Genomic DNA, 21,748 nt, shown 5'->3' with positions numbered 1-21,748 from the left:
CGGGGGTGGGGTGGTCGGCGGCGGGGTGGTCGGCGGCGGGGTGGTCCGTCCAGCCCGAAGAAGCGGATCGCCTGCGCGGCGTCGACCGGCAGGTTGTGCGTGACACCCTGCATGCTGATCGCCTCGACCGGGGCCATCGGGCCGCGGCCGCCGTAGCGGGTACGGGTGTAGCCGGACTGCGGGGTGTCGGTGTACGTCGGGGTCTGGCTCAGCCCGTGCACGTTCGTCCACTGCTTGACCTGCTCGCCGAAATTCGGGTAACGCAGCGTCTCGTCGTTGGTGCCGTGCCAGATCTGCATCCGTGGCCGCTGACCGGTGTAGCCGGGATACGCCTCGCGGACCAGGTCGCCCCACTGCTGGGCGGTCCGGGTGAGTTGCCCGTTAGCGCACTGGCTGTTCCACTCCGAGGTGCCACCGGTGGCGAAACAGGCGAACGGCACCCCGGCGAACGAGGCGCCCGCCGCGAACACGTCCGGGTAGTCACCCAGCATGACGTTGGTCATCATCGCGCCCGACGAGGTGCCGGTGGCGAAGATCCGGGCGGGGTCGGCGGAGTAGCGCTGCTTCACGTAGTCGACCATCGACATCAGCCCGACCGGGTCGCTGCCGCCGCCACGGCGCAGCGCCTGCGGCGAGTAGACGTCCCAGCACTTGCTGCTGCGGGTGGCCGACGGGTAGATCACGATGAACCCGTAGCGGTCCGCGAGCGACGCGTACTGCGTGCCCGAGTGGAACGCCGGGCCCGTGCCGGTGCAGTAGTGCATCGCCAGCAGGATCGCCGGTCGGGTCGCCACCCGGTCCGGCACGTACAGGTGCATCTGTAGGTTTGTCGGGTTGTTGCCGAAGTTGGTCACCTGGGTGAGCGTCGCCGCCGACGCCGGCGTGGCGACCGTCAACGCCGCAGCGGCCACTGCCACCGCCGCCATGACGACGCCAAGCACTCGTGTCTTCAGTGTCATCGTCGCGATCCCTTGCGAAAAAGGCGCGTGGAAGGGGACTCAAGTCGAGGACTGCCCTTCGCCCGACCTTGACCGCGGCTCGCGTGACCATGTCAGCTTCAATCGAGCGCGCTCGATTGTCAAGACTTCCGGAAGCCTTTCGGCGCCACGGTTCTGGCGACGACCTGCACATCACCCACCATCAGCGAACGTGATCGGGGCCGGTAGGTGCCGAGATATTATCGGAACCTTCCCGGAACGTGTCGGCGATCAGTGGATCTCGCGCCCGCGCTCGTCCGGCACCCCTGACTTGCGCAAGAAGTACGTGTTGACCTGGTCGCGCCACTCGGTGGCACACCGCACCTGCTCGTCGAGGCGTTCCGCGACCCGCTCGTACACGCTCGGGTCGATCATCCCGTTCAACGTCTGCCACCTCCGTCGCATCGCGACCACCTCCTCGACACCGGCGAAGTGGGTGTCGTAGATGTGCTGGATGACTGTCGACCCGCTGTGCAACACGTGCCCGTACGGCACGTGGTGGAAGAAGAGCAGCAGCTCGTCCGGGCAGCTCTCGGGTGACTCGTAGACCTTCGCCCAGTACGGCGGGTACTGGGCGGCGAAGCCGGTGCCCGACGCGCGACTGCGGTCCACGCCGACGCCGTCACGGTCGGCGAAGTGGTAGGTGCCCCAGCGGGTGTACTCGTACCCGTCGACGCCGGGCCCGTAGTGGTCACCGGGATTGACCATGAAGCCGACGCCCAGCGGGGCGGTGTAGCGCTCGTAGCTGCGCCACGAATCGTCCATGATCTCGTGCAGCGTCTGCCGGACCAGGTCCGGATCGGCGGTCGCCGACGGCGGGAAGGTCAGCGTGATCCACTCGTCGAGGACCTCCGCCGGGTCCCGGCGGGGATCCCAGGCGAGCCGACCGAACGTGTACAGGTTGGCCTGCGCCAACGGATGCCCGGTCCAGAAGCGGTCGTCGCCGACGTTGGCGACCGCGACGAGACCCCCGCCCGCCGCCGCCTCGCCGGTGACCACGTCGGCGATCGTCCGTCCGCCCGGCCCCCAGGGCGCGAAGCGCAGCACCTCGCTCCACCACGGGCCGAGGTGGCAGACGTGCCGCTGCTGGCCGGTGTACTCCTGGGTGACCTGCAACTCCACCGCCAGCCGGGTGGCCGGCATCGCGGCGAGCACCGGTGAGACCGGCTCGCGGGTCTGGAAGTCCACCGGGCCGTACTTCACCTGGAGCACCACGTTGGTGCGGAAGCGTCCGTCGAGCGGGGCGAAGTGGTCGTAGGCGGCCCGCGCCCGGTCGGTGGACCGGTCCCGCCAGTCCTGGTGGTGGTTGTAGACGAACGCCCGCCAGTGCACCACTCCCCCGTGCGGGGCGAGCGCCTCGGCGAGGAGGTTCGCCCCGTCGGCGTGGTCCCGCCCGTAGCTGAACGGGCCGGGTTGCCCCTCCGAGTCGGCCTTCACCAGGTAGCCGCCGAAGTCCGGGATGCGCTCGTACACCCGCCGGGTGGTCGCGGCCCACCAGGCCCGCACGGCGTCGTCCAGCGGGTCGGCGGTGGGCAGACCGCCGAGGATCATCGGCGCGGCGAAGCTGACCGACAGGTGCACCCGGATGCCGTACGGGCGCAGCACGTCCGCGATCTCGGCGACGTCCCCGAGCCGGTCGGTGAGCAGCAGCGCCTCGGTACGGCCCACGTTGACGTTGTTCACCGAGACCGCGTTGACGCCGGTGCAGGCCAGCAGCCGAGCGTACTCCCGCAACCGGGCCCGGTCGCCGCGTGGACGGCCCTCCTGCCAGAAGATCGAGCCACCCGCGTACCCCCGCTCCACCTGGCCCATCACCGGGTGCACGGCCACGTTGTCCCAGTGGTTCAGCATCCGCCGCCGCAACGCCGGTCGGTGCCGCTCCGCCGGACGGGCCGGATCGAAGGCCGCCGCGCAGAGCCGCACCACGTGGAAGAGCCCGTACAGCAGGCCGGCGGGCGCGTCGGCCAGCACCACCGTCACGTCGCCGTCGCGCGCCAACAGGAACCCCTCGTCGCCCAGGGGCGCGCCGTCGCCGGTCTCGGCCAGCGCCGCCTCCCCCGCCGCCCGGGCCGCCCGCACCGACAGGCTGGGCAGCTCGTCGGCCCCGCGCAGGGCGAACACCAGGTCGACGTCGACGTCCCAGGACGGGGAGTGCCACACCCGCCCGCCGTAGCGCGCGCAGGCACGCGACACCTCGTCCAGGACGGTGTCGACGAGCAACCCGTCACCGTGGATGAGGACGCGGCGCGCGCCGAGCGCCCGGAACGCCTCCGGCGGCAGCCAGGCGGCGTGTACGCGCGGCTCGTCGGGTTCCGACGGTTCCTCGACGAAGAGCAGTCGGTCCAGCTCCATCGACTCTTCGGCGTTCATCGGTCCTCCCGCAACACCACAACGCCGTACGCCGGCAGCCGCAGCTGGGCGCCGGTCGCGAATCGGTCACCGGTGAGCAGGTCCACGCCAGCGGTCCGGGCGACCACCTGGACCGGCTCGGCGCGGTGGTTGAGCAGGAACAGCAGCCGGGAGCCGTCCGGTGCGACCCGGACGGCGGACTCCAGGTCCGACACGTCCGGACAGGGCCCGAGCACGTCGTGCCGGGCGAGCACCTGCCGGACCACCCAGGACACGCCGGCCTGGTCGAGGCCGGCGGCCACGTACCAGCCGTCGCCGGCGCCGAAGCCGTTGCGGGTCACCGCCGGGGTGCCCGCGTAGAAGTCGGCCCGGTAGGTGCCGATCACCTCCGCGCCCTGCGGGATCACCACCTCGAACAGCAGCCGCGCCTCGACCTCGACCCGATCCGGGCCGTCGCCCAGGCGGACCGGATTGACCACCTCCGGGCCGCGCGCGTCCCACTCGTCGACCCGGACACCCATCAGCTGCCCGAGCGGACCCGGCACGTCCATCACCAGCAGCGTGAAGTCGTACACGTCCTCGGCGGGCTGGGTCAGCGCCCAGTCGAACACGCCGAGGGTGACCAGGTCGATCCGGGCGGCGTCGGTGAGGGGAAGGCTCATGCGGTGAACTCCTTCCGGATCAGGTGGATCATCGGGTCGCTGATCCGCAGGAACGCCAGGACCGCGATCGAGGCGAACAACGCCAGCACCGCCTCGGAGGAGACCGCGGTGATCGCGGCCGCCGCGGCCAGCAGCAGGGCGTTGCCGACGGTGACACCGGGGGTACGCACGAGGAAGTGCACGGCCAGCCGGAGCACGTCCCGGGTGCGGAAGTCGAACAGCGAGGTGATCACCAGGGCGTTGGCCGCGCAGAGCGTCACCCCCGCGGCGATCAGCACCAGCGGCACCACCCACCAGCCCGGCAGGCCGACCGCGTCCAGGTGGGCGAGGTTGACCGCGAGCACGGTCAGCCACAGCAGCGTCGGCACCCAGACGCGCAGGACGCCGACCGCGTTCGCCCGGTAGCCGCGCCAGAACCAGCGGGCGGGCCGCAGGTCGGTCACGTCGGGACGTTGGTGGCGCAGGGCGTACAGGGCGGCGGAGACCGCCGGGCCGACCGGCACCAGGAAGAGCGCGACCACTGGCAGGTTGCTGGGGTCTCGGCTCAACAACAGCACCGGGAGCAGGCCGGGCAGGGTACTGAGCAGGAGCAGCAGCTCGACCACGAGCAGGATGTGCACCCGGGCGGTGATCCGCGACAGTGGCCCGTCGCCGAACTGCCGCCAGGTCTGGGTGCCGCCGCTCACTGTCGCTCCTTCCGGTCCGCCCCGGTTGGCAGCCCGAGCAGGCGGCCGGCGTCCCACCACGGCGGCGTCTCGTCCACCACCGGGCTCAGCTCCAGCACTGTGACCTCGTGCCGATTGAGGGTGACGTCCACGTCCACCCGGCCGGCGGTGACCGGCAGGGCACCGTGAGTCCGGGCCGGCTCGGCGGCCTCCCGCAGCGCGTCGAGCTGGCGGCGCGGGGTGACCGGGGACGGCCCATCTCACCCCAGGCCGCCCAGGCGTTGCCGGCCTCCTCGCCGACCGACGAGCGGAGCAGGAACGCCGACGTGGTGGCGGCGCGCCGAGTGGGATCGACAGGGCCAGCGGGTGTCGCTCCGGCGGCGGCGCCAACCCGGTGACGTCCACCGGCGCCCAGGCCAGTACCGCTATCCGGCCGTCGGGGTGGCGGGTGACCAGGTGGTCGTCGCCGCGCGCCAGCACCTCGTCGCCGAGGCGTGCCATGAAGGCGTACAGGTGGTAGGTGGGTTTCTTGATCTGGCGGTGGGTGAGCAGGCCGAACCCGCCGTGGAACAGGGCGGTCGGGATCCCCCCCTCCTCGAACATGTCGCTGAACGTCCAGTACGAGAACGAGTCGACCAGGTCGCCGCCGCCGGCCAGCACGGGTGCGAGGTAGGCGGCGTGGAACGCGGTGTCGTGGATCGGGTTGTCCGGCCGGTAGGAGGAGTTGAACTCGGTGACGTGCACCGGCAGGTCGGCCAGCGCGGTGCCGGCCAGGTGCCGGCGCGGTGCGGCGAACTGGGTGAGCAGGTCCGCCGCCGGGGCGAGGGTCTGGTGGGTGCCGAACGGCACGTGCTGGGCCGGCCCGGAGGTGTACGCGTGCCGGCTGACGAAGTCGACGGGCACCTGTCGGTCGGTGACGAACGTCGCGAAGGGCAGCAGCCAGTCGTCCGCCCCCGGGGAGATCGCCGGGCCGCCGACCAGCAGGGACGCGTCGACCTCCTTGACCGCGTGCGCGCTCACCTCGTACAGCCGGTGGTACGCGTCGCGGTCGGCCCCCGGCCAGAACGGCGCCAGGTTCGGCTCGTTCCACACCTCGATCGGCCAGCCCCGGACCTCGTCGACGCCGTAGCGGTCGACCAGGTGGGCGACAGTGGCGCGAACCAGGTCCGCCCATTCCGGAAAGGACTCGGGTGGCGTCACGTTGCCCTGCCACCAGAACACGGTCTGGTCGCCGGAGGCCAGGCCCGAGGGCATGAACCCCAGCTCGACGAAGGGGCGGATGCCCAGCTCAAGGTAGGCGTCGACGATCTGGTCCAGGTAGCTGAACGAGTGCTGCACCCGGCGCTCGCCCTGGTAGTCGTACGGGCGGTGCACGCCGACGCCGTCGCTGAGCAGCCCATGGCCGCGGATGTGGTGGAACCCGATGTCGCGTTGGATGAGGGCGAGCGAGTCCTGGTAGTCGCGACGCAACGCCAGCTCCAACCGGCCGGTGCCGACGCAGCGCCGCCAGGCGTCGGTGAGGCGGCCGGTGGGCCGGTCGGGAACGCTGATCCGCATCGCTGTCCTCTGGTCGTCCTGCCGGGGTGCCCGGTCGGGCCGCGCTGGACCGCCCGACCGGACTCCCCCGCTACTCAGCCGTTCTTCTTCTGGAACCGCTCGTACGCCTTGTTGACCACGTCGATGTACTGCTCGGAGTTCTTGGCCTTCAGCTCCGCCACGTAGGCGTCCCACTCGGTGAGGGGTCGCTGGCCGAGAGCGAACTTCAGCGTGTTCTGGGTGACGAAGTCCTTCAGCGGGGTCTCCCAGAGCGACACCTGCTCGCGCTCCTCGTCGGTGAACGGGCGCGGCGGGGGCACCTCCCTCGGCTTGCGGGCGTCCATCACCTTCTGGAACTCCAGCTCCTCCGGGGAGAAGAACCCGCGGACCAGGTCGGGGCTGCCGCCGTAGGCGAAGACGCCGTTCTGGAAGCCGAAGTCCTTCTGCAGGTGCTTGGGCGCCGTCGGGTGGAGGCCGAGGAAGTCCACCCCCGGAACGAGCGACCGTTTGCCGGAGGCGTCCTTGGTGAAGGTGGTGCCCTCGATGCCCCAGCGGGCGAACTCAAGGCCTGCGTCCGAATACCACAACCAGTCGATGAACTGCATCATGGCCACGAAGTTCTTGCTCTCCCGGGCCTTCGTGGAGATCATGATGCCGTTCTCCAGCCGGGGGAACGGGTTGATCTCACCGGCCGGGCCGACCGGCAGCGGGATCTTGGCCATCTTGGCGTTCGGCAGGGTCTTGGCCAGGTCGGGCCGGTGGTTGTTGACAAGCGTCTGCGCGTTGCCGGTGACCACGAAGGACTTGCCGTTGGCGAGCTTCTGGCGCGCCTGGTCGTCGGTCTGGGTGAAGCTCTCCGGGTCGAGCAGGCCCTCGGCGACGAGCTTGTGCAGGAACGTGACCATCTGCTTGTACTGCTCGGACGAGCCGGTGTAGGTGTACTTCTTCGCGGCCGGGTCCCAGGTGGCGTGCTGGTAGTCCCAGCCCGCGTAGGTGCCGTGGGCCGAGCCGAGGAGGTTCAGCAGGGCGCCGGTCGGGTTCGGCTTGCTGAACAGGTCGGAGTACGGGTAGATGTTCGGGTACTTCGCCTTCATGGCCTTGAGCACCGCGTACAGGTCGTCCCAGGTCTTCGGGGTCGGCAGGTTCAGCTCCTGCATGATGTCGGTGCGCACCAGCACCGTGTAGTCCTGGGTGGGCTTCTCGTGCAGGCCGGGCAGCAGGTAGAACTTACCGTCGGCCTGCCGCAGGTTGTCGATCTCCGGCTTGAGGTTCCACTTGGCGATCTTGTCCTTGAGGTTGGGCATCAGATCCAGGTAGTCGCTCACCGGGAGGATCGCCCCGGAGGAGACGAAGGCGTCCTCCTGCGGGTGGTACGTCTTCGGAATGATCAGCGGAGCGTCCCCGGCGCCGATCAGCAGGCTGCGCTTCTGCTCGTAGTCGCTCAGCGGCACCGCGACCGGCTCGATCTTGACGTTCGTCCGCTTGGTCAGCTCAGACCAGAAGAGCCAGTCCTCCTTCAGCGGGTAGAACGTGTGGTTGTTGTAGAGCGTGGAGAAGGAGAGCGCCTCGGTGGCCTTGAACTGGTCGCCGACGCCGTAGTTGGCCATCGCGCCGACCCGGTTCTCGGCGAGGTCCGTCGACTCACCCGGGTCGTCGGAACAGGCGGTGGTGACTGTGAGCGCGAGCAGACCCGCGGTGGCTATCGCCACCCGGCGCCACGTCTTGTGGAGCATGGCTCGTCCTTTCGGTGGGAATTCGGAGTGGGGGGATGGTGCGGGTCGGGCGATCACCCCTTGACCGCTCCGAGCATCACGCCGCGGACGAAGTACCGCTGGACGAAGGGGTAGACCGCCAGGATGGGCAGGGTGGTGAGCACGATCGTCACGGCCTGGAGGGTGGCCGCCGCCTGGATCTTGTCGGCGTCGGCGGCGCCGGACGACTCGGCGCTGGTGGCACCCGCGATCAGGTTGCGCAGGTACACGGTGACCGGCAGCAGGTCCTGCCGGTCGATGTAGAGGAACGCGGTGAACCACGAGTTCCAGAAGCTGACCGCGTAGAAGAGCACCATCGTGGCGATGATCGCCTTGGACAGCGGCAGCACGATCCGCAGCAGGATGCCGTACGTGTTCAGCCCGTCGACCGCCGCGGCCTCCTCCAACTCGCTCGGCAGGCTCTCGAAGAACGCCTTCATGACCAGCAGGTTGAACACGCTGATCGCGTTCGGGATCACCACGGCCCAGATGGTGTTCTTCATCCCCAGGCTGGTGACCAGCACGTAGTTGGGGATCAGGCCACCGGAGAAGAACATGGTGAACAGCGCGACACCGATCAGGAAACCACGCCCCTTGAGCCGCAGCTTCGACAGCACGTACGCGTAACACGTGGTCAGCACGATCGAGATGAGCGTGGCGACCACCGTGTACACCACGGTGTTGCGGTAGTTCGTCCAGAACATCGAGTCGGACGTCACCAGCTTGTACGCGGTCAGGTCGAAGCCGCGTGGAACGATGCTCACCTTCCCGGCGATGATGTACGCCTCTTCGCTCAGCGAGCGGGCCACGATGTTCAGGAACGGGTACAACGTCACGACCACGACGCCGATCAGGACGATCGTGTTGACGACCCGGAAGATCCGATAGCCCCGACTGTCCTCCGGTCCGCGGGTCTTCGGGGCGTCGCGTCTCGTGCCGAGAATCACCACAGGCTCGTCCCCACCGTGCGCCGGGAGATGAGGTTCGCCGACAGGACCAGGACCAGCCCGATCACCGCCTCGAAGAGGCCGATGGCGGCCGCGTAGCTGAAGTTGCTGGACTGGAAGCCCATTCGGAACAGATAGGTGGAGACCACGTCCGCGGTCGGGTAGGTCAGCGGGTTGTAGAGCAGCAGGATCTTCTCGAACCCGACCGCCAGGAAGCTGCCGATGTTGAGGATCAGCAGCGTCACCATCGTGGGCCGGATACCGGGCAACGTGACGTGCCAGGTCTGCCGCAGCCGGCTCGCGCCGTCGATCCGGGCCGCCTCGTACAGGTCCTCGTCGATGGTGGTCAGGGCGGCCAGGTAGAGGATGGTCCCCCAGCCGACGGTCTGCCAGACCTCGGAGGAGACGTAGATGGTGCGGAACCACTCCGCCTGTTGCAGGAAGGCCACCGGTTCACCGCCCACCAGCCGGACGAGTTGGTTGGCGGTGCCGTCGATCGAGGTGAACTGCATGACCATCGCCGCCACGATCACGATCGACAGGAAGTGCGGCAGGTAGGAGACGGACTGGACGAACCGCTTGAAGCGGCGGGCCCGCACCTCGTTGAGCAACAGCGCCAGCACGATCGGCAACGGGAAACAGAACAGCAGTGTCAACGTCCCGAGCACCAGGGTGTTGGTGAACACCTCCCAGAACGTCGGGTCGGTGAAGAACATCCGAAAATACCGCAGCCCGACCCAGTACTCACCGAAGATGCTGCCGCCCGGCCTGAACCGGCGGAAGGCGATGACGTTCCCGATCATCGGCAGGTACCGGAAGACCAGGAAGAACAGCAGCGGCAGGATGGCGAGCGAGTAGAGCTGCCAGTCCCGACGCAACGCCTGCCGCCAACTCCGGCGCCGGCGCGGCGAGCGCGGGGCGGGGCTGCGGGCCTCCGCCGGAGGACGTGGCGCGCCGGCGGTGGTGGCCGCAAGGTGGATGTCATCCTCGGCCTCCTATGCCGACTGGGGAACGGCCACGAGGGGTTCGACCCGCACCGAGGTGAGCAGTTCCCGCTGGTGGCCGACCTGGCGCTCGGCCCCGACCAGTCGCAGCGGCACTGCCGCCGCCTGCTCGCCGCTGGACCGGCCGAACCGCAGCTCGACCGCGCCGGGCTCGACGATCCGCTGGCCGGACCGGCCGGTGAAGGACGCCACGTCGGCCGGTACGCCGAAGGTCACCTGCGCCGCCTCGCCGGCCGCCAGCGGCAGTCGGGTGTAGCCGACCAGCCGGACCACCGGGCGGGTGGTCTGCGCGACCGGGTCGTGCAGGTAGAGCTGCACGACCTCGGTGCCGGCCCGGTCACCGGTGTTGGTGACGGTGATCCGCACCCGCACCTCGCCGTCGACCGGCCAGGTCGCCGGCGCGTCCGCCGCGTCCACCACCTCGGCGTCGGACCACTCGAAGGTGGTGTAGCTCAGCCCGTGGCCGAACGGGTAGGCCGGGGTCGGGTCGACCGAGGAGACCTTGTTGCGCTGCCCGAGCGGCGGGGCCAGGTAGGTGCTCGGCAGCCCGCCGGCGTCCCGGGGGACGCTTACCGGCAGCCGCCCGGAGGGGTTGACCACGCCGGTGAGCACCTCGGCGAGCGCCTGCCCACCGAGTTGGCCGAGGAAGAACGCCTGCACCACGGCCGCCGCGCTGTCGAACTCCGGGCCGAGCGCGTACGGGCGCCCGGTCATCAGCACCAGGACCACCGGGGTGCCGGTGGCCAGCACGGCCCGGACGAGGTCGGCCTGCACGCCGGGCAACCGCAGGTCGGCCGCGTCGCAGCCCTCGCCGGAGGTGCCCCGGCCGAACATGCCCGCCCGGTCGCCGACGGCGAGCACGCACACGTCGGCGTCGGCGGCGGCGGCCACCGCGGCCGGGATGCCCGAGGTGTCCTCGCCGGTGATGGCGCAGCCCTGCTCGTGAACGAGCGTCGGAACGTGTCGGGCCAACTCGTCGCGCAGCGAGGGGATGTCCACCCCGACGGGGACGTCGTGGTTGACGCCGACGTGGTTGGGGAAGGAGTAGCAGCCGAGCATCGCCATCGGGTCGTCGGCGACCGGACCGACCAGGGCGACCCGGCCGCCGGTGGGCAGTGGCAGGACTCCGGTGTTGCGCAGCAGCACAACGGACTCCCGGGCCAGGCGTACGGCGATGTCCTGGCTGGCCTCGTCGTCGAAGCGTAGCGACGCCACGTCGTCGGGCAGCTCCCGCCAGCCCTCGTCGAGCAGGCCCAGCTCGATCTTCTGGACCAGCACCCGGCGCAGCGCGCAGTCGATCAGCGCCTCGTCGACCTCACCGCGGCGCACCGCGTCCACCAGCGGGGCGCCGAACGCGTCCACAGTGGGCAACTCGACGTCGATCCCGGCGTGCAGGGCGAGCCGGGCCGCGTCGGCCGGCCCTTCGGCGACGCCGTGCAGGGTCTGCAGGAAGCGAACGGAGAAGTAGTCGGCCACCACCGTGCCGGTGAAGCCCCACTCGTCGCGCAGCAACCCGGTCAGCAACCCGCGGTCGGCGGCGACGGGCAGACCGTCGATCTCGGCGTAGGAATTCATCACCGATCGGGCGCCACCGTGGCGCAGCGCCATCTCGAACGGCGGCAGGATGACGTCGGTCAACTCCCGGTGGCCCATCGGCACCGGCGCGAGGTTGCGCCCGCCCCGGGAGGCCGAGTAGCCGGCGAAGTGCTTCAGCGTGGCCACCACGCCGGCCCGTTCCAGGCCGCGCACGTACGCGGCGCCGGTCGTCCCCACCAGGTAGGGATCCTCACCGATGGTCTCCTCGGTGCGCCCCCACCGGTAGTCGCGGGTGACGTCCAGGACGGGGGCGAGCCCCTGGTGCACACCGGCGGCGCGCATCGAACGCCCGATCCGGTCCGCCATCGCCTCGACCAGTTCGGGGTCGAAGGCCGCGCCCCAGCTGAGCGGGGTCGGGTAGACGGTGGCCCGCCACGCCGCGAACCCGGTCAGGCACTCCTCGTGCACCTGGGCCGGGATGCCGAACCGGCTGGCGGCCACGATCTGCGCCTGCGAGGCCGCCAGCGACCGCGCGCCGAGCACCGGGTCGACCGGCGCGGTGCCGAACGGGCGGGTGAGCTGGCCCAACCCGTGCTGGATGGCGCGGCTCCACTGTGGCGGCTCTTTGATCATGTCGGTCTGGTGCGGTGCCACCCCCTCGCCGGTGGCCTCGGCGCCGACCCAGACCCCGACGAGCTGGGCGATCTTCTCTTCGATCGACATCAACGGCAGGAGCGCCTCGGCCCGCTCGGTCGGCGACAGCCGCTGATCGCGCCAGGGCGCGGTGTCGCTGTCTGCGGGCAACTGACTTCCCATGCCATGACCCCTTAGCTCCGGCCACATCCCCGTGCCCTGGTGGAACCAGCTCCGTGGCGGACGTTTCTCACGATCCGAAACTTTCCGGAAACCTACGCAACCTTTTCGGCAACCTAAGTGGCGCATCGATGTGTGTCAAGGGTCTCAGTCGGACCACGAAGGGGTAGGTCCCAGCACCCGGTGACTCCATCGTCGCCACTCGTCGCCAACGTCGGCGCGGATCGGGCTGGCACCGGCCGGACCGGTTGCCGGACCGACTGGCGTGGATGTCCGATCGTGTTAAGGTCTGCCGAAACTTTCGGATGTTGTATGAGGCCGCGATGACAGAGCACCACCCGCTCGCCCCACCCGCCTCGACCACCATCGCGACCATCGCCAACGAGGTCGGCGTCTCGGTCGCGACGGTGTCCAAAGTCCTCAACGGCCGTGGCGACGTCGCTCCCGGCACCAGAGCCCGGGTGGAGGCGAGCCTCGACCGCCACCAGTACCAGCGCCGCGCCCGCCGACCGTCGACCGTCGGCGGACGGATCGACCTGGTGTTCCACGAGTTCGACACCGGGTGGGCGATGGAGATCCTGCGCGGCGTCGAGGCGGTGACCAGCGCGGCCGGCATCGGCTTGTCGGTCGCCCAACTCGACGGCGCGCACCGCCCGCCGACCCGTTGGCTGGAGGCGTTGATCGCCGACCGTCCGTTGGGGGTGGTCTTCGTCCTCTCCCACCTGGCCGAGGCCCAACAGCAGCACCTGCGACGCCAGGGCATCCCGTTCGTCGTCGTCGACACCGACAGCGCGACCTCGGCCTCCGTACCGACTGTCGGTTCGAACAACTGGAACGGCGGCCTGCTCGCCGCACGGCACCTGCTGGAGCTGGGGCACCGGCGGATCGCCGTCATCTCCGGTCCACCCGATGTGCTGTGCAGCCGCGCCCGGGCCGCCGGCTTCCAGTCCGCCCACGAGGAGGCCGGAATCGCTGTCGACCGCGAGCTGGTCCGCTACGGCAGTTTCGCCGCGGGCACCGGACACGCCCACGCCCTGCAACTGCTGAGCCGACCGGACCGGCCCACGGCGATCTTCGCCGGTTCGGACATCCAGGCCATGGGGGTGCTCCGGGCCGCCCGCCAGTGCGGCCTGCGAGTGCCCGAGGACCTCTCGGTGATCGGGTACGACAACCTGCCGGTCTCGGCGTGGACCGACCCGGCCCTCACCACGATCAACCAGCCGCTGCGCGACATGGCTGGCATCGCCACCCAGATGCTGCTCGACCTGACCAGGGGCAACGCGCCAGCGACCAGCCGGATCGACCTGGTCACCGAGCTGGTCGTCCGGGAGAGCACCGCACCCCCCGCCAACCCGCACTGACCCGGCCCCTGCGAGGACCCGTGCCCCACTTCACCAGCACCGTCGACGAACTCCATCGGTACGCGCCCGAGGTCGACGAGCCCGACGACTTCGACGAGTTCTGGCGGGACACGCTCGCCGAGGCGAGCGCCGTGCCGGTGCTCGCCGATGTCCGTCCGGAGCCCACCGACCTGCGGCTGCTCGACTCGTGGGACGTCACGTTCGCCGGCTTTGGCGGTGAACCGGTCCGGGCCTGGTACACCCGTCCGGCCGGAGTGCGTGAGCCGCTGCCGGCGGTGGTCGAGTACGCCGGCTACGGCCGTGGCCGGGGGTTGCCCCACGAGCGGCTGACCTGGCCGGTGGCCGGGTACGCGCACCTGCTGATGGACAACCGGGGCCAGGCGGGGCAGTACGGCGCCGGGGACACTCCCGACCCACACGGCGCGCCCGGCGGGCCCTGGCCGGTCACCTGGGGGATCCTCGACCCGCGCAACTACCACTACCGCCGGCTGATCACCGACGCGGTCCGGGCGGTCGAGGCGGCCCGCGCGCTGCCGGGGGTCGCGGCTGACCGGATCAGCGTGGTCGGCAACAGCCAGGGCGGCGGCATCGCCCTGGCCGTCGCCGGTCTGGTCGACGACCTCAGCGCGGTGTTGAGCACCGCCCCGTTCCTCTGCGACATGCGCCGGGCCGTCCAGTCCACCGAACCCGCGCCGTACGGCGAGATCGCCCGGTACCTGGCGGTGCACCGGCAGGCCGAGGAGGCGGTGTGGCGCACCCTGTCCTATGTCGAGGCGGTGAGCTTCGCCCGCCGGGCCACGGCACCGGCGCAGTTCGGAGTCGGCCGACGTGACACCGTCTGCCCGCCGCGAACCGCCTTCGCCGCCTACAACCACTACGGCGCCGCGAACGGGCGGCCGGTTCCGCCGGAGCGGGAGATGCACGTCTACCCGTTCAACGGTCACGAGGGCGGCGAAGCGGTCCACGTCCGGCGGCAGCTGCGCTGGCTGGACTCGGTGCTGCACCCCGCCCGCGCCGGGCGGTGAAGCCCGCAGCCCACCCGCACCATCGACCCGGGCGGATCCACAGTTCGACCGTCCCCGTGCACCCTCAACGGCACCGCCTGCGCGCTCGCCTGAGCGCACCCACCTCGCACCTGCCCGGGCCGGGTCGGAACCGGCCGCCCTCGGTGGTTCGGGGCGGCCGGTTCCGGTGGGGTGTCGGTCAGACGATGGTGTAGAGCATGCTTGTCGAGTCGGTGAAGGCGCCGCCGTTGAGCCGGGTGCCCCGCAGCCCTATCTCGGAGCCTTCCACCATGTCCTTGTTGCACTGCCCCCAGACGCCGGAGCCGAGCGAGTTGTTGCAGATGCCGTTGCGCCAGTAGTCGCTCCGGTTCGCACCGGCGAACCACTCGGCCACCGCCCGCTTACCGTCGGACTCGTCATCGCGAACCCAGATGCGGTCTCCGGAGTTCTCCCAACAGACCGTGACGTAGGTGTTGGAGACGCAGGGCAGACCGCTCGGTGGCGTGCCGGCCACGGCCGCGTTCACCTCGTTCTGGTTGCGCGGCGCGGCCTGGCCGATCAGCCGCCGGTGGTCGCTGAGCCCGCCGCCGTCGGAACCGGCGTCTCCGGTCGACTGAAGCCAGGCCCGCCGGCCGTAGAAGATGTGGTCGTACTTGTTGCCGAGGAGACCACAGGACAGGCCGGTGGTGTTGCAGTTGTCGTCCTCGTCCACCTCGTGGGCGAACGCCTGGATTGGGTCCAGCGCGGCCCCGCCGTCGTCGATGTTGAAGTCACCGCCGACGATGGTGCGGTAGCCGTAGAAGTCCTGCCACTGCTTGAGTTCGGACAACATGTCCCGCAGCGAGGCGCGTTTGATCGCGTCATCCGGATCGTCCTCGGGGCGCAGCAGGTGCACCGAGCAGGCGACGATCTTGTTGCCGCGATCCTTGATGCAGGCCCAACCCTGGCTCGCGCTCGGGTTGGGAGAGCTGGCGAAGGTCTGGGTGAAGGTTTCGATCTGTTCGTCGGCCTGGCTGCGCATCAGCACGGCGACACCCGCGTCCCGCTGTCCGGCGCCGTCGAAGGTGCACTCGATCGCCTGGCCGCTGGAGATGGAGCGGGCGGTACGGTGCGAGACGTGCCAGGTCGCACCGGTCGCGTTGGTCAGTGCCGTGGCCAGCGGGTTGCTGTGCAGGTGGGCACAGGTCTCCTGGATCATGATGACGCCGATTCCGGGATCCGACCGGACCTGCTGCACGATCGAGTTGATCTTTTGACTGGCGGAACCCTTGCCCTCGCAGGCGGCAGCGGAGGCGCCGCAGATGTTCCAGGTCATGGCCCGGACCGTGGCGGGCAGGGCGGCGGCAGCCGGTTCGGCCACCACGAGAGCACCCGCCAGGATCACCACCAGGGTCACCGCGGGCCGGAGAAGCCGATGCATGAGGTCTCCTTCCTCGAGCTGGAGTACGACGCTCGAAGAGAAGCACATCGATTGACACTGTCACCGTGTTCGCCCTGTTCGGGTTTGTTCGGCATCGTTCGGAGCCACCCCTTGCCGCACCCGCACAGCAGCTAGGCGATCACCAGTCCGCGGCCTGGTAGAGCCGGCTCACGGTCTCGGCCACGCAGACGGGCTTGCCGCCGCTGTCGCTCTCCACGGTGACCGCCGCGACGAGTTGGACACCGCCACTCACCGGCGACACCTCGGCGATCGTGGCGGTCGCGCGTACCGCGGCGCCAACCCGGACCGGCGCCGGGAAACGCACCCGGTTCAGCCCGTAGTTGACCCCCATCGCCACCCCCCTCGACCCGGTAGAGCCGACCGGCCAGCGCGGGCAGCAGTGACAGGGTCAGGTATCCGTGGGCGATCGTCCCGCCGAACGGCCCCGCCGCGGCTCGGGCCGGGTCGAGGTGGATCCACTGGTGGTCGTCGGTGGCGTCGGCGAAGAGGTCGACCCGGCTCTGCTCGATGCGGTGCCACGGACCGGGCCCGATGCTCTCGCCGGTCGCGGCGGCCAACTCCTCGAACGAGGTGAAGACTCTCATGCCTGATCTCCCTACGGTTAGAAGGCGTTGACGCCGGTGAGCGCACGTCCGACCAGGAGTTGCTGGATCTGGCTGGTGCCCTCGTAGAGCGTGGCGACCCGGGCGTCCCGCAGGTACTTGCCGACCGGATATTCGTCGATGTACCCGTACCCACCGAACACCTGGACCGCGTTGTTGGCCGCGCGGACGGCGGCCTCGCTGGCGAAGAGCTTGGCCATCGACGCCTCGGTGGCGAACGGCTGGTCGCGGTCGATCAGATCGGCCACCTGCCACACCAGCAGCCGGGCGGCGGCGGTGTCCACCGCGATGGCGGCGAGCAGTTGCTGGACGAGCTGGTGCCCGGCGATCGGCTTGCCGAACTGGGTCCGTTGGCCGGCGTAACCGACCGCCGCGTCCAGGCAGCCCTGGGCGATGCCGACGCACCCGGCGGCCACCGACATCCGGCCCTTGGCCAGGGTGGCCAGGGCCAGCCGGAAGCCGCCGCCCTCGGCGCCGAGGCGGGCGGTGTCGGGCACGCGTACCTCGTCGAAGCGCAGCTCGCCGGTGGCCTGACCGCGCAGGCCCAGCTTGCCGTGGATCTCCCGTCGGGTCAGCCCGGCGCTGCCGGTGGGGACCAGGAACGCGGTGATCCCTCGGTGCCCGGGGTCGCCGGTGCGGGCGAAGACCAGCGCGACGTCGGCGGTGGTGCCGTTGGTGATGAACGTCTTCGCGCCGGTGAGCAGCCAGTCGGTGCCGTCGCGGACCGCGCGGGTCCGCAGCGCTGCGGCGTCGGAGCCACTGTCGGGCTCGGTCAGCGCGAAGCAGCCAAGTGCGCTGCCGGCGCAGAGTCGCGGCAGCCACTCGGCCCGCTGCGCGGCGCTCCCGTGTGCGGCGATCGACTTGGCGACCAGGCCGAGGGAGACCGAGACGATGCCGCGCACCGCGGAGTCGCCCCGGCCGAGCTCCTCCAGGACCAGGCAGTACGCGAGGTGGTCGCCACCGGAACCGCCGTCGGCCTCGGCAATGGTCAACCCCAGGAAGCCCAGCTCACCGAGCATGCCGACGATGGCGGGATCGACCGATTCACACCGATCCCAGGCGGCCGCGTTCGGCACCAGCTCCCGGTCGGCGAACTCGGCGGCCAGCTGGCGGACCGCCGCCTGCTCGGCGGAGAGGGTGAGGTCCATGGCCCCTAAACTAGCGGTGATAGTTTTCCGCGTCCAGACCGGACGGTCAGCGGTCGGAGGCCAGACCGACGTGCCGTTCGGCGGTGAAGGCGCGGGCCAGTTCGGTGCGCGAGCGGATGCCCAGCCGATGGAACACGTTGCGCAGGTGGTGGTCGACAGTGCGGGTGGAGAGGAACATCCGGGCGGCGATCTCCCGGTTGGTGGCTCCCTCGGCGACCAGCTCGGCGATCCGCAGCTGCTGGCCGGTCAGCAACCGCGCCGCCGGCAGGTCCGGCGGACCGATCGACTCACCCGCCGCGCGCAGCTCCGTGGTGGCCTGCTCGGCCCAGCGCTCCACGCCGAGCAGGCTGAACATCTCACGAGCCTGGTGCAGGTGCGTACGCGCGTCGCGAGGGCGTCGGCTGCGGCGCAACTCCTGGCCGAAGAGCAGCTCGGTGCGGGCCCGCTCGAACATGCCGGCCTCCGTCGGGTGCAGCCGCAGAGCCGCCTGGAAAGCCCGCTCCGCGTCGGCGCCGCCCCGGGGTGCGAGCAGTGCGTGACACCGCGCGGACAGGGCCCGGCGCAGCGGGCTCGCGGTGCTGCTGGCCCACCTGTCGAAAACCGCGAGCGCGGCCGTCGCCGCCGGTCGGTGCGCCAGGTGCGCCGCCGCCTCCACCAGGTACGGGGTGGCCATCACCTGCACGAGAACCTGACCTCGACCGGTGCCGAGCCGAGCCAGTGACGCCAGGCGGTCCGCGGCCTCGGCGGGTCGGCCGTCGACCAGGTCGAGCACCGCCAGCGCCCAGCCGGCGAGCGCGTGCGGTCGACTGCCCGGCGTGGGCGACTCGCCGATCTCGCGGACTCGCCGCAGGCTGGTGTCGCGGTCGGCCCGGATCGCGGCGAGCACCGCGAGCATGCCCAGGTGGACGTTGGCACAGTTGACCTGACCCGTGGCACGCGCCACGCGCAGCCCGTCGCGGGAGGTCTCCGCGGCCGCCTCGTGCCGACCCAACCAGTACTCGGCGATCGCCCGCAGCTCCAACGCCCGGGGCAGCATGGACAACTCGCCCCGCTCCCGGGCCAGCCCGACCGCACGCTCGGCGAGGCGGTGCGCCGCGCCGTCCACCGCCACCAGCAGGCCGGCCGCGGCGGCACAGGTGAGCGTGGTCGGAGTCAGCGCCCACCCGGTCAACCGGCCGCCCAACACCACGGCGCGGCGCAGCGCGGCCCGGCTCGCTCGTGGTCGCCGCGCAGGGTGGCCGCCACCCCGGCGATCAGACAGCTCATGAGTTCCATGGCTGGCGGGTCGCCCGGGCCTCGCAACGCCAGCGCCCGGCGGCCCACCTCGGCGTACCGGTACTGGTCACCGGCGAAGCAGACGGCCTCGCCGGCTCGCACCAGCCCGACCAGGGCCAGCGCGCGGTCGGTGCGGTCCACCGCCGTGGCGGACCCCAGCAGCGTGACCGTCGCACTCGACGCGGTGCCGCACCGCAGCTCCACCTCGCCACGCAGCAGGTCGGCGCGGCCCCTGACGATCGGGTCGGTGGACACCGCGCGAAGACGGTCGAGCAGCAGCCGGGCCAGTTGGGGCTGACCCCCGGCCCAGGCGTACCGGGCGGCGGTCAGCAGCCGGGCGCTGGTCTGGACCGGACAGTCGCTGAGCTCGGCGGCCCACCGCAGGGCCGCCGAGGCGGCGGACCAGCCGCCGGTTCCGCCGCCGCCGCCTGTTCCAGCTCGGCGGCCAGCGCCGGATCGGCACCCGCCGACGCGGCGGCGAGGTGCATGGCCCGACGCAGCCGGTGCCCGTCCCCGACCAGCACCTCGGCGAGCAGTCGGTGCGCCGCGCGGCGCTCCCCGAGCGGCGCGCCGGCCGCGATCATCGTGCGGACCAACGGCTGCGGGAAGGTGACACCCCGTGGCTCCACCCGGACCAGACCGGCGACCTCCGCCGGGGTGAGCGCGTCGACGTCGGCGCGGCGACTCCCGCGGCCCGGATGAGGGTGCCCGGCTCACCGTCCTCGTCGAGCGCGGCGAGCAGCAGCATCCGCCGGGTTTCCGGTGGCAGCCGGTCCAGCCGGTCCCGGTACGCGCGGCCCAGCGCGCCGTCGGCGGGTGGCGCGGCGGGCAGCGGCTCCTCCCCCCGCCACTGCCCCGGTGTGAGCACCTCGGCGAGGTCCACCAGCGCCTGGGGGTTGCCGCCGCCGATCGCGGCCAGCGCGATCAGGGCCGACGCGGCGGGCTGCTCGGGCAGCCGGTCGGCGCCCTCGCGCTCGGTGAGCTGGCGGAGCCGGTCGGTGAGCACACCGGCGCTCTCGCGCTCGGTCAGGGCGCGGAGCCGGTGTGCCGGTATCCCGTCGACAGTGGTGGCGACGTCGCCGGTGAGCAGCACGGCGACGGGCAGGTGCCGCAGTCGGCGGGCCACGAAGGCGAGCACCTGCGCGGTCTGCGGGTCGCCCCGGTCGACGTCGTCCATCGTGGTGAGCAGCGGGCGGTCCCGGGCGGCGGCGGCGAGCAACCCGAGCACCGCCATCGACAGCGTCAGCTGCCGCCCGGGCGGGCAGCCCTCCCCCGCCAGCGCGCGGCGCAGCAGCTCGCGCTGCTCGTTTGGCAGCGCGGCGAGCCGATCGAGAACCGGGTCGACCAGGCGTTGCAGGCCGGCGTACGGCAGGGCGGCCTCCTCGGCGAGCCCGCTCCCGGCGAGCACGGTGCGGCCCTCGGCGTGCCGGTGGGCGTAGCGAACCAGCGCGGTACGGCCCGATCCGGGCTCGCCGCGGATCAGCAGGGCACCGTCAGCGTCGGTCACGCCGTCGAGCAGACCCCGGACAGCCCGGCACTCGTCGTCCCGGCCGCGCAGCACGGTTAGTTGCACTCTTGATGCAGTAACCATGCCTGCCAGTGTTACCCATCGGAAACCGAATGGAAAGAGGGGGCGATATCGGGCCGGGCCGGAATCAGTCGGGCGCCACCTCGGCCAGCAGGGCGCCCACCGTCCGGGCCATCACCGCGCGGGCCTGGTCCACGCCCAGACCGAGCCCGTGGCGCAGCATCGACCAGGCCGGCCACATGCTCGCCGCGACCAGGGCGTTGAGCAGCTGCTCCCGATCCCGCCCCGCCCGGGCCAGCTCGGCGGCGAAGAGCTCCTCGACCTCGTCGCGAACCCGGTCGATGTGCTTGAGACGGTTGCGGTGCAGCTGCTCGGAGACCGGCTCGCGCATCTGGGCGGCCCGCGCCGACGGCGTGATCAGCTGGAGCAGTCGGGCCCGCTGCCGGCAGTACGCGTCGACCCGCTTCGCCAGCGGCAACGCGGTGGAGATCGGCCGGTAGGCGGCGTCCTGCTGACGCAGCACCTCCGCGCCGCTGGCCTCGAAGAGCGTCTCCATGTCCCTGAAGTTGGTCCAGAGGGTCCGCAGCGAGATGCCGGCCCGCTCGGCGATGCGTTCTCCGGTCGGGCGCAGGTCGCCCTCGGAGATGAGCGCAAGGTGCGCCTCGACGATGGCCGCGCGGGTGCGCTCGGCGCGGGCGGTGCGCCCGTCGACCCGGCCCGCGACCTCGACCCCGTCCATCCGCCCCTGCCCCCGCCCCTTCACCGCCACGACGTCCCCTGCCATGTCGCCGAGTCTAGACAGCCGATGATCAGGGAGGTCCGGCCGAGCGCAGGGCTGGTCATCCGGCCCGACCGGACAGTGCGACGCCACCGTCGCAGACCACGGTCTGCCCGGTGATCCAGCTGGCGTCGGCGGAGGCGAGGAGGGCGACCGCACCCGCCACGCCCTGCGGCAGACCGAGGCGACCGAGCGGGTACCGGGCGGCGACCAGTCGGACTGAATATGCAGTCACGGTGCAGATAGTAGAAGCGCCGATCGGGGTCGGTCAACGTCTCGGACCAGCTGACGGCGGGCCGCGCGCCGCGGCGCGCACAGCCGTCCGACCGGACGTGGTCCGGTCGGACCACGCCCGGTCGGGCGTCAGGTGC

Annotated in this window: 17 protein-coding genes and 2 pseudogenes; 2 read left to right on the top strand and 17 right to left on the bottom strand. The window is 71.3% G+C overall.

Going from position 1 to position 21,748, the window contains the following annotated elements:
* The 8 genes and pseudogenes from JM949_RS09080 to JM949_RS09040 form a co-directional block, all read right to left on the bottom strand.
* Positions 1 to 959 (bottom strand): annotated as a pseudogene (locus JM949_RS09080) (extracellular catalytic domain type 1 short-chain-length polyhydroxyalkanoate depolymerase); the annotation flags it as partial.
* Positions 960 to 1,208: 249 nt separating this feature from the next.
* Positions 1,209 to 3,347 carry an alpha-glucuronidase gene (locus JM949_RS09075; protein ID WP_203147975.1) on the bottom strand — a complete coding sequence of 713 codons (2,139 nt, stop codon included), beginning with the start codon at positions 3,345 to 3,347 and terminating at the stop codon, positions 1,209 to 1,211.
* A complete protein-coding gene (locus JM949_RS09070) occupies positions 3,344 to 3,988 on the bottom strand; it encodes a beta-galactosidase trimerization domain-containing protein (protein WP_238432830.1) in 645 nt (214 codons plus the stop codon). The genes JM949_RS09075 and JM949_RS09070 overlap by 4 nt, the downstream gene beginning before the upstream one ends.
* Complete coding sequence (locus JM949_RS09060) at positions 3,985 to 6,210, bottom strand: GH39 family glycosyl hydrolase (protein ID WP_238432829.1); 2,226 nt, start codon at positions 6,208 to 6,210, stop codon at positions 3,985 to 3,987. Before JM949_RS09060 ends, JM949_RS09070 begins: the two co-directional genes overlap by 4 nt.
* A 74-nt stretch (positions 6,211 to 6,284) precedes the next feature.
* A complete protein-coding gene (locus JM949_RS09055) occupies positions 6,285 to 7,922 on the bottom strand; it encodes an ABC transporter substrate-binding protein (RefSeq protein ID WP_203147973.1) in 1,638 nt (545 codons plus the stop codon).
* A gap of 53 nt (positions 7,923 to 7,975) precedes the next feature.
* The gene (locus JM949_RS09050) at positions 7,976 to 8,887 is read right to left on the bottom strand and encodes a carbohydrate ABC transporter permease (RefSeq protein WP_309232079.1); all 912 of its coding nucleotides are present in this window, start codon (positions 8,885 to 8,887) and stop codon (positions 7,976 to 7,978) included.
* Positions 8,884 to 9,765, bottom strand: a complete 882-nt coding sequence (locus JM949_RS09045; protein WP_238432828.1) for an ABC transporter permease — start codon at positions 9,763 to 9,765, stop codon at positions 8,884 to 8,886. Before JM949_RS09045 ends, JM949_RS09050 begins: the two co-directional genes overlap by 4 nt.
* A gap of 117 nt (positions 9,766 to 9,882) precedes the next feature.
* On the bottom strand, positions 9,883 to 12,231 hold the full coding sequence (locus tag JM949_RS09040) for a beta-xylosidase/alpha-l-arabinosidase (protein WP_238432827.1): 2,349 nt from the start codon (positions 12,229 to 12,231) through the stop codon (positions 9,883 to 9,885).
* A 332-nt stretch (positions 12,232 to 12,563) separates the two neighbouring features.
* On the opposite strand from JM949_RS09040, the gene JM949_RS09035 reads away from it, so the two are divergent.
* Together JM949_RS09035 and JM949_RS09030 are read left to right on the top strand one after the other, a co-directional pair.
* Positions 12,564 to 13,601: a LacI family DNA-binding transcriptional regulator gene (locus JM949_RS09035; RefSeq protein WP_203147970.1), complete on the top strand. Its 1,038-nt coding sequence runs from the start codon at positions 12,564 to 12,566 to the stop codon at positions 13,599 to 13,601.
* A 20-nt stretch (positions 13,602 to 13,621) separates the two neighbouring features.
* Positions 13,622 to 14,626 (top strand): acetylxylan esterase, encoded by a 1,005-nt coding sequence (locus JM949_RS09030; RefSeq protein ID WP_203147969.1) that lies wholly within the window; start codon positions 13,622 to 13,624, stop codon positions 14,624 to 14,626.
* A 178-nt stretch (positions 14,627 to 14,804) separates the two neighbouring features.
* Here the strand turns inward: JM949_RS09030 and JM949_RS09025 are convergent, their stop codons facing one another.
* The 9 genes and pseudogenes from JM949_RS09025 to JM949_RS36695 all read right to left on the bottom strand — a co-directional run bounded on the left by JM949_RS09025 (position 14,805) and on the right by JM949_RS36695 (position 21,612).
* The gene (locus tag JM949_RS09025) at positions 14,805 to 16,025 is read right to left on the bottom strand and encodes an endonuclease/exonuclease/phosphatase family protein (protein WP_203147968.1); all 1,221 of its coding nucleotides are present in this window, start codon (positions 16,023 to 16,025) and stop codon (positions 14,805 to 14,807) included.
* Positions 16,026 to 16,164: 139 nt separating this feature from the next.
* Positions 16,165 to 16,630 (bottom strand): annotated as a pseudogene (locus JM949_RS09020) (MaoC family dehydratase).
* A 17-nt stretch (positions 16,631 to 16,647) separates the two neighbouring features.
* Positions 16,648 to 17,796, bottom strand: coding sequence for an acyl-CoA dehydrogenase family protein (locus JM949_RS09015; RefSeq protein WP_203147967.1), 1,149 nt, complete (start codon positions 17,794 to 17,796; stop codon positions 16,648 to 16,650).
* A gap of 46 nt (positions 17,797 to 17,842) precedes the next feature.
* Positions 17,843 to 18,967, bottom strand: a complete 1,125-nt coding sequence (locus JM949_RS36715; RefSeq protein ID WP_238432835.1) for a helix-turn-helix transcriptional regulator — start codon at positions 18,965 to 18,967, stop codon at positions 17,843 to 17,845.
* Positions 18,964 to 19,326, bottom strand: coding sequence for a hypothetical protein (locus JM949_RS36710; RefSeq protein ID WP_238432838.1), 363 nt, complete (start codon positions 19,324 to 19,326; stop codon positions 18,964 to 18,966). Before JM949_RS36710 ends, JM949_RS36715 begins: the two co-directional genes overlap by 4 nt.
* Positions 19,327 to 19,397: 71 nt before the next feature.
* A complete protein-coding gene (locus JM949_RS36705) occupies positions 19,398 to 19,655 on the bottom strand; it encodes a hypothetical protein (RefSeq protein ID WP_238432837.1) in 258 nt (85 codons plus the stop codon).
* Positions 19,652 to 20,644 carry an ATP-binding protein gene (locus JM949_RS36700; protein ID WP_309232078.1) on the bottom strand — a complete coding sequence of 331 codons (993 nt, stop codon included), beginning with the start codon at positions 20,642 to 20,644 and terminating at the stop codon, positions 19,652 to 19,654. The genes JM949_RS36705 and JM949_RS36700 overlap by 4 nt, the downstream gene beginning before the upstream one ends.
* Positions 20,645 to 20,726: 82 nt before the next feature.
* Positions 20,727 to 21,338, bottom strand: a complete 612-nt coding sequence (locus JM949_RS09005) for a TetR/AcrR family transcriptional regulator (protein ID WP_203147982.1) — start codon at positions 21,336 to 21,338, stop codon at positions 20,727 to 20,729.
* A 100-nt stretch (positions 21,339 to 21,438) separates the two neighbouring features.
* On the bottom strand, positions 21,439 to 21,612 hold the full coding sequence (locus tag JM949_RS36695) for an SDR family oxidoreductase (RefSeq protein WP_309232077.1): 174 nt from the start codon (positions 21,610 to 21,612) through the stop codon (positions 21,439 to 21,441).
* Positions 21,613 to 21,748: the final 136 nt, after the last annotated feature.

The sequence above is a fragment of the Micromonospora tarensis genome (genome assembly GCF_016803395.1).
Lineage (GTDB): Bacteria > Actinomycetota > Actinomycetes > Mycobacteriales > Micromonosporaceae > Micromonospora > Micromonospora tarensis.
The sequence above is the reverse complement of the archived record's forward strand: the minus strand, read 5'-3'. Positions and strand labels throughout refer to the sequence as shown.

Bases quoted from the DNA above. Each gene is read 5' to 3' on its own strand.
- JM949_RS09075 (WP_203147975.1), bottom strand. From the start codon at position 3,347: ATGAACGCCGAAGAGTCGATGGAGCTGGACCGACTGCTCTTCGTCGAG.
- JM949_RS09005 (WP_203147982.1), bottom strand. From the start codon at position 21,338: ATGGACGGGGTCGAGGTCGCGGGCCGGGTCGACGGGCGCACCGCCCGC.
- JM949_RS09055 (WP_203147973.1), bottom strand. From the start codon at position 7,922: ATGCTCCACAAGACGTGGCGCCGGGTGGCGATAGCCACCGCGGGTCTG.
- JM949_RS36705 (WP_238432837.1), bottom strand. From the start codon at position 19,655: ATGATCGCGGCCGGCGCGCCGCTCGGGGAGCGCCGCGCGGCGCACCGA.
- JM949_RS09035 (WP_203147970.1), top strand. From the start codon at position 12,564: ATGACAGAGCACCACCCGCTCGCCCCACCCGCCTCGACCACCATCGCG.
- JM949_RS09070 (WP_238432830.1), bottom strand. From the start codon at position 3,988: ATGAGCCTTCCCCTCACCGACGCCGCCCGGATCGACCTGGTCACCCTC.
- JM949_RS09025 (WP_203147968.1), bottom strand. From the start codon at position 16,025: ATGCATCGGCTTCTCCGGCCCGCGGTGACCCTGGTGGTGATCCTGGCG.
- JM949_RS09060 (WP_238432829.1), bottom strand. From the start codon at position 6,210: ATGCGGATCAGCGTTCCCGACCGGCCCACCGGCCGCCTCACCGACGCC.
- JM949_RS09015 (WP_203147967.1), bottom strand. From the start codon at position 17,796: ATGGACCTCACCCTCTCCGCCGAGCAGGCGGCGGTCCGCCAGCTGGCC.